The sequence below is a fragment of the Kitasatospora sp. MBT63 genome, assembly GCF_000710465.2.
Taxonomy (GTDB): domain Bacteria; phylum Actinomycetota; class Actinomycetes; order Streptomycetales; family Streptomycetaceae; genus Kitasatospora.
Map to the genome: position 1 here is coordinate 21,485 of NZ_JAIZ01000356.1, position 7,012 is coordinate 28,496.

A 7,012-nucleotide genomic window follows, 5' to 3' on the forward strand; every position below is an offset into this window, starting at 1 on the left:
TCCAGCCGTCGATACCGGTCGACGGGGGCTGGACGACGCCGCCGGGATGCGGGATCGCACCGCCCGGCAGGGTCTGCCCGGGCACCGTCGGCAGGTTCGGGTTGGACGGGTCCATCCCGTGCGGCAGCCCACCGGGCAACGTCGCATGCCCCCCGGGCCCGCCGGACGACGGGCTGTCGGGGTAGGCGGGGGTGGGCATGGGGGACGGGCTGACACTGCTGGGAGTGACCGGGTTCTCGGGCGGGGGCGGGAAGCCGTGGCGAGTGTCGTCGTAGGAGTCCACGTCGTCAGCCATCAGGCTGGCGGCCTTGTTGTACTCAGGGCCGAGGTACTCCATGATCCCGATGGCGTACTGGTGCTGGATCTCGGTCGCCGAGAGGTCGTCCTGGTTCTTGTTGACGGCGTCAATCCGGTTCATGCCTGAGGCCAGGTCGGCTTTGAACTGCGCGTCCGAACGGTCGAAACCGTCGCCCAGCAACTTGGTCCCGCTCTCCCACATGCCCGGGACATGGACCTGCTTCATGTTGCCCTGTGCCTGCTGGAGCGCCTGACCGGCCACATTCAGGGCCGCCGACGTGTTCTGCGCATGCGCCGCCGTGTTACTCAGACTCGTCTGAAGCTCACCTGCCTTGCGCGTGAACGCGCTGGCCGCATCGCCCTCCCAGTTGGCCGTGGCGTGCTCAACCGCCTTCTGGAGATCCTGCACCGCCTGCGTGAGCTCGGCGTGCACGTTCGTCCAGTGCTGACTGACCTCCTGGAGGCGCCCCGGCTTGGCGCTGCCCAGCATGTCCTTGAGAGGGATCAGGTCATAGCCGTCGAACTTCGTCTCAGGTCCGTTGCTGCCCATCTCAGGCACCTCCCTGGTACTTGTTCATGGCTGACACGCCCTCGTACTCACGTGCCTTGTATGCCTCGTTCACGGTGTGCGTCTTGTCGCCGAACTCGTTGATCAGGGAGTCCAGCTTCGCGATGGCGTTGGTCAGGAACTGCTGCATCTTGTCGTGAGCGGAGAACATCGACTGGGCCTCCAGGAAGCTGCCGCCGAAGTCCTCACGGGTCACCACAGTGTTGTACTTGGCCTTGCTGCCGCACTCGTTGATGCCCTGCTGGAGGGCCCGCAGTCGCGTGACGACTGCCTCCAACTCATCGGTGTTGACGCGGTATCCGTCGGACACGCGACCCTCTCCCCCTGGAAATCTTGAACTTCCCCGTGAAATCGCCCGACCGGCCGGGCGAGTACTACCTAGTTTGAGCGTTCGATGGTATCGCCTGCGGGTAGCAGACTGACACACCATCAACGCTGTTGGTTACCATCCTGGTACGGATTGTTCTGGTACGGCTGCTGCTGGTGCGGCGGGAACCCCGGCTGGGGCGCCTCGCCACCGTACGGCTGCTGCTGCGGGTAGCCCGGCGGGGGCGCCTGACCGCCGTACGGCTGCTGGCCGGGCTGCCAGGTCGGAGCGGCGTAGGGCTGCTGAACCTGGGACTGCCGACGACCGCGCCGCGCGAGGACGACGATCACCACGACGAGCAGTACCAGGCCGACCAGCACAGCAACGCCGATCAGCAGGTACGAGGCGCCCTTGGAGCCGGAGTCGGAGGCGGCAATCGGAGGAAGACTTCCTGCGGGCGGTGCAGATGCAGCACCGGAGGAGCCCGCGCTCGGCGCCTTGCTACCCCCACTCGACGCGGCCGCGGCCAGCGGGCCCTGGGCCGAACCCGCCGGAATGTCCATCGTCAGCGCCTCGTAGGGGCGCAGGATGCCGTACCCGTAATGAGGGTCGGGAAGCTTGGCGCCCTTGATCACGGGCGGGACGAAGGCCGACTTCACCAGCCTGTTCGCAACCTGACCGGCAGTCAGGTTCGGGTACTTGGCACGGACCAGAGCGGCAGCTGCCGACACATAGGCGGAGGAGTCAGAGGTGCCGTTGGCGATGCAGTACTGCCCACCATCACAGTCACCAGCACTGACCATGTCGACGCCAGGGGCAGAGAGGAGCGTCTCGGGACCGTAGTTCGCCTTCTTCCACGCAGTGTCGGACCGGTCGACGGCCCCAACCGCGAGGGCGCCGGGAACACTCGCCGGGCTCGACACCTGACCGAGACCATCATTGCCGGCCGCGCCGACCACCAGCACGTCGTGCTGTACGGCATAGGCCACAGCAGCCAGTTCCTGACCCGACGGAGTTCGCGTCTTGCCGGCCGAGATGTTGATCACCTTGGCGCCGTGGTCGACGGCCCACCGGATACCTTCGGGGATGGCGTTGTTGTCGTTCGCGTCCCCCTGGTAGATGGGGAGGATCTTTGCTCCCGGAGCCAGCCCGACAACTCCGGCGTCCCCCCCATGTCCCTTGGCCGCGATCTCACTCGCCATGCTGGTGCCGTGCGACGACTTCGTGGGCTTCCTGTCGCGGCCCTGGCCTGCCGGGTCGTAGCCCGGGAGGACCTGGCCCGCCAGGTCCTGGTGGTTGGCGTCGACCCCGGTGTCGATGACGGCGACGATCACGCCGTCGCCCTTGCTCACCGACCACACCTTGTCCAGGGAGTAGTACTGGTTCACCCACTGGCCGTCCCGCACCTGGTCCGCCGAGGCCGTCGGTGCGGCGGTCATCAGTAGTGCGCCGGAGAGCGCCGTGGCGCCCAGTACTCGCATGGTTCTGGTCAGCGTCATCAGCACCCCGTCAGTCGGCTACCGCTACCCGTGTCTCGCAATGGCCCCCATAGGCCGGGCCGTTCGATCGTATCGCCCGTTCACCCGCTGTGTGCAGCAACCCCCGGGGCGCGGTTCGGTGGCGGACGGCCGGGGCGGGGCAACGGCCGGTCAGCCTGTGGGGTGGGGGTCCTGACTCGGCGTCTCGTACGGCGCGGCGCCGGGCGGGGCCTGGTACGGGAAGGGCGGCGGCGGGTACGGGAGGGCTGCGGCGGCGGCCGCGTTGCGGCGGCGCAGGCGGCGGGAGAGCAGCAGGGCGATCAGGGCGGGGACCGCGAGCAGCAGCAGGCCGGCCGGCGGGCTGCCGGCCGCGGGGCTGCCGGTGGTGCCGGAGCCGGAGGCGGTGGTGCGGGAGCCGGCGGGGGCGGTGGCGGCGACCGGTCGGGCGAGCGGCCCGTCGGCGGGGCCGGCCGGGATCTGCTGGGTGAGCGCCTCCAGGGGGCGCAGGATGCCGTAGCCGAAGCGCTGGTCGGGCAGGTGGGCGCCCTGGAGGCTGGGGGTGACCAGGGCGGACTTGACCAGGCGGTCGGCGACCTGGCCGGCCGTCAGGTCGGGGTACTTGGCGCGGACCAGGGCGGCGGCGCCGGAGACGTAGGCGGTGGCGTCGGACGTGCCTTCGCCGAGGCAGTACTTCTGCTCGTCGCAGGCCCCGGCGGCGACGATGCCGACGCCCGGTGCGGCCAGCATGATCTGCGGGCCGAAGCTGGACTCGGCCCAGATGTCGAGCCCGCGGTCGACGGCGGAGACGGCGAGCACGCCGGGGCTGTCGGCGGGGCTGAGCACCCGGGCCTCGCCCTCGTTGCCGGCGGCGGCGACGATCAGGACGTCGTGCTTCACGGCGTACGCGACGGCCAGGCTGAGGGAGCGGCTGGCGCCGTCCTTGCCGCCGAGCGAGATGTTGATCACCTTGGCGCCGTGGTCGACGGCCCACCTGATGTCCTCGGGCACCGCGTCGTAGCCGCGGGCGTCGTCCTTGTAGATCGGCAGGATCTTCACGCCGGGGGCTATGCCGACCACGCCGTCCGCGCCGCCGGCGCCGTGGCCGTGACCGGCGATCAGGCTGGCCATGCTGGTGCCGTGCGGGTCGGCCGGGCTGGTGTTGAGGCCCTTGCCGCTGGGGTCGTAGCCGGGCAGCACCTGGCCGGTGAGGTCGGGGTGGCCGGCGTCGACGCCGCTGTCGATGACCGCGACGACCACGCCCTCGCCCTTGGTCACCTGCCAGACCTGGTCCAGCTTGAAGTAGGTGTTGGCCCACTGTTCTTCGCGCAGGTCGTCCGCGGCGGCCACCGGTGCACCGGCGTACAGCGCCACGCCGGTCAGCAGTGCGGCGCCGGCCATCCGCTGCGCTCGGCCGAGCAGCATCGTCCCCGTCCCCCTTCACCGGCCGCGCGGCCGGTCCCTGTCAGCTGGAAGCAGCGATGGTACCGGCCCCGACCTGCGGTGGCGCGCGGTTTCCGGGCCACTCCCCCGACCGGGGACACCGACCGGCGACACCGACCGGGGACACCGGTCCGGGGACACCGACCGGGGACACCGGACCGGGACGCTCCCGCCGGGGGCACCGGCCGGGCCGGGCCCGGGGCATCGGCCGGGAAGCGGTCCGGCGCGCCGTCCCGGAGCCGGTCAGCCGGCGATGGCGTCCTCGGGCAGGATCGGCAGTCGGCCGACCGGCAGGCCGGTGGCGGCCCGGACGGCCGCCGCCACGGCGGCCGGGGCGACCACGGCGGGCGGGGCGCTGACCGCCTTGGCGCCGAAGGTGGCGACCACGTCGCGCTCCTCCAGCAGGGCGGCGATCCGGATCTCCGGGGTGTCCAGGGCGGTCGGGAGCCGGTAGCCGGTGAGCGAGGGGTTGACCAGCCGGCCGCCCTCGGTGCGCAGGTCCTCCAGCAGCGCGAGGCCGACGCCCTGGGCGACCCCGGCTTCGATCCGGTCCTCGATCTGGCGCGGGTTGAGCGCCCGGCCGACGTCCTGGGCGACCGTCATCTCGACCACCCGGACCGCGCCGAGCTCGATGTCGACGTCGACCACGGCCCGCATCGCGCAGAACGCGATGGAGACGAAGGCGTCGCCCTGCCCGGCCTCGTCCAGCGGCTCGGTCGGGTGCGGGCGGCACTGGGCGGTGGCCCACAGTTCGCGGCCCTCCAGCGCCTCGGCGACCGGCATCCCGAGCACCCCGTCGTAGGAGGTGATCTTGCCGTCGGCGATGGTGAGCAGTTCGACGGACATGCCGAAGTTGGCGGCGATCGGCTGCAGCATCTGGTGGCGGACCATCACGGCGGCCCGCTCGACCGCGCCGCCGGACACCCAGGTGTGCCGGCCGCGGGCGGACGGGCCGGCACCGGACTGGTCGCTGTCGACCGGCGCGATGTAGACCTCGCTGACGCCGAGCACGGACTGCACGATCTGCCGGGCGAGGGTGGCGAAGCCCTGGCCGGAGTCGACGGCGGCGCAGATCACGGTGGCGTGGTCGCCGTTGACCCGGACGGTGGCGGTGGAGACCTCGTCCTCGCCCTCGGCGCCGAGCATGTGCACCATGCCGACGGCGTAGCCGATGCCGCGCCGGACGGCGGCCGGGTCGCCCGCGCCGCCGGGGCCGCCGGGCAGCAGCCAGTCGGCCTCGGGGTCGTCGACCGGGAGGGCGGGCAGCGGCTGTCCGGCGATGGCGTCGAGCAGGGCCTCGACCGGGGCCGGGCAGGTGACGGGCTGTCCGGTGGGCAGTGGGTCGCCGGTGGCCATCGCGTTGCGGCGGCGGATCTCCAGCGGGTCGATGCCGACCCGGGCGGCCAGCTGGTCGAGCTGGGACTCGTACGCGAAGCAGGCCTGCAGGGCGCCCTCGCCGCGCATCCGGCCGGCCGGCGGGTTGTTGGTGCGCACCGCCCAGGCGTCGACGAAGACGTTGGGGCAGGTGTACGGGCCGACCGAGAAGGCGGTGGCGGCGGCCAGCGCCTCGGCGGAGACGTCGGCGTAGGCGCCGCCGTCCAGCAGGATCTGCGCCTCGACCTTGACCAGGCGGCCCTCGGCGTCGGCGTGGTGCCGGTAGCGCAGCAGGGCGGGGTGGCGGGTGGTGTGGGTGTGGAAGGACTCCTCGCGGGTGAGGGTCATCTTCACCGGGCGGCCGGTGCGCAGCGCGAGCAGGGCCAGGGTGACCTGGAAGGAGAGGTCCTCGCGGTCGGCGGTGGCGCCGGGGACACCGGTGACGACCAGCCGGACCCGGTCGGGTTCCAGGCCGAGGCAGGCGGCGGTGCGGTCGCGGTCGCCGTGCGGGTCGGTGGTGGAGAGGTGGAGTTCGACGCCGCCGTCGGGGCGGGGCACGGCGAGGCCGGCCTCGGCGCCGATCGGGGCCGGGTCCTGGCGGCCGACCTGGTAGAGCCCTTCGACGACGATCTCGCCGACCGCCTCGGGGTCGCCGGTGCGCAGCGGCAGGTGGCGGAAGAGGTTGCCGTCGGGGTGCAGCGGCGGGGCGTTGAAGGCGGCCTCGGGGTCGGTGACGGCCTCCAGCGGCTCGTACTCGACCACGATCAGCGAGGCGGCCAGCCGCGCGGTGTCGGGGTGGTCGGCGGCGACGGCGGCGACGGGTTCGCCGTGGTGGCGGACCACGCCGGCGGCCAGGATCGGGCGGTCGGCGACGATCGGGCCGTGCGGGGCGCCGTCGGCGGTGCCGTCGGGCCCGGGCGGCAGGTCGGCGGCGGTGACCACGGTGTGGACGCCGGGGACGGCGAGCGCGGCCGAGATGTCGACGGCGGCGATCCGGGCGTGCGGGTGCGGGGAGCGCAGGACCGCGCCCCAGAGCAGCCCCTCGGCCCAGAGGTCGGCGGCGTACGGGTAGATGCCGAGCGCCTTGGGCAGGGCGTCGGTGCGCAGCGGGGAGCTGCCCAGGCCGAAGGGCTCGGCGGCGGGCCCGTTCTCCTCGGGTGCGGCGGCGGGGGCGGCGGCCGGCGCGAGGTCGGTGGGCGAGGTCATGCGTGGCGGTCCTCAGGGATGGGGGCCACCCCGGGTGCTGGCTGGGGGTGGATGCCGTGGGCGGGGGTGCTGCCGTCGTAGCCGGGGGTCTCGTGGCCGGGGGTCTCGTAGACCGGGCCGTCGTACCCGGGTCCGTCGTATCCGGGTCCGTCGTATCCGGGTCCGTCGTATCCGGGGGCTGCGTACCCGGGACCGTCGTACACCGGGGCGTCGTAGCCGGAGCCGTCGTAGCCGGTGCCGGGGTAGCCCGCCGGGTCGTAGCCGCCCGCCGGGTGGGCGGGGGCGTGGCCGGGCAGCTGGTGGCCCTGCGGGTAGCCGGGGTGGCCGGTGCCGTGGGGGGGT

At 72.8% G+C, this 7,012-nt stretch carries 5 protein-coding genes and 1 pseudogene; all 6 read right to left on the minus strand.

What is annotated here, in order from left to right; translation table 11 throughout:
• A partial coding sequence (locus AA75_RS20995; protein ID WP_033821683.1) for a WXG100 family type VII secretion target occupies window positions 1-847 on the minus strand: 847 nt, incomplete at its 3' end.
• Between the two features lies 1 nt (window position 848).
• Entirely contained in the window at window positions 849-1,175 is a 327-nt protein-coding gene (locus AA75_RS21000; RefSeq protein ID WP_033821684.1) for a hypothetical protein, read from the minus strand.
• A gap of 119 nt (window positions 1,176-1,294) precedes the next feature.
• Window positions 1,295-2,671: a S8 family serine peptidase gene (locus AA75_RS21005; RefSeq protein WP_051812937.1), complete on the minus strand. Its 1,377-nt coding sequence runs from the start codon at window positions 2,669-2,671 to the stop codon at window positions 1,295-1,297.
• A gap of 150 nt (window positions 2,672-2,821) precedes the next feature.
• Window positions 2,822-4,072: a S8 family serine peptidase gene (locus AA75_RS21010; RefSeq protein ID WP_082526696.1), complete on the minus strand. Its 1,251-nt coding sequence runs from the start codon at window positions 4,070-4,072 to the stop codon at window positions 2,822-2,824.
• Between the two features lie 261 nt (window positions 4,073-4,333).
• Window positions 4,334-6,670: a xanthine dehydrogenase family protein molybdopterin-binding subunit gene (locus AA75_RS21015; protein ID WP_033821685.1), complete on the minus strand. Its 2,337-nt coding sequence runs from the start codon at window positions 6,668-6,670 to the stop codon at window positions 4,334-4,336.
• A pseudogene (locus AA75_RS49575) lies at window positions 6,667-7,012 on the minus strand (hypothetical protein); the annotation flags it as partial. The pseudogene AA75_RS49575 and the gene AA75_RS21015, both read right to left, overlap by 4 nt.

What these genes read in the sequence shown, in the direction of transcription:
- AA75_RS21005 (WP_051812937.1), bottom strand. Translation starts at nt 2,671, where the DNA reads ATGACGCTGACCAGAACCATGCGAGTACTGGGCGCCACGGCGCTCTCC.
- AA75_RS21010 (WP_082526696.1), bottom strand. Translation starts at nt 4,072, where the DNA reads ATGCTGCTCGGCCGAGCGCAGCGGATGGCCGGCGCCGCACTGCTGACC.
- AA75_RS21015 (WP_033821685.1), bottom strand. Translation starts at nt 6,670, where the DNA reads ATGACCTCGCCCACCGACCTCGCGCCGGCCGCCGCCCCCGCCGCCGCA.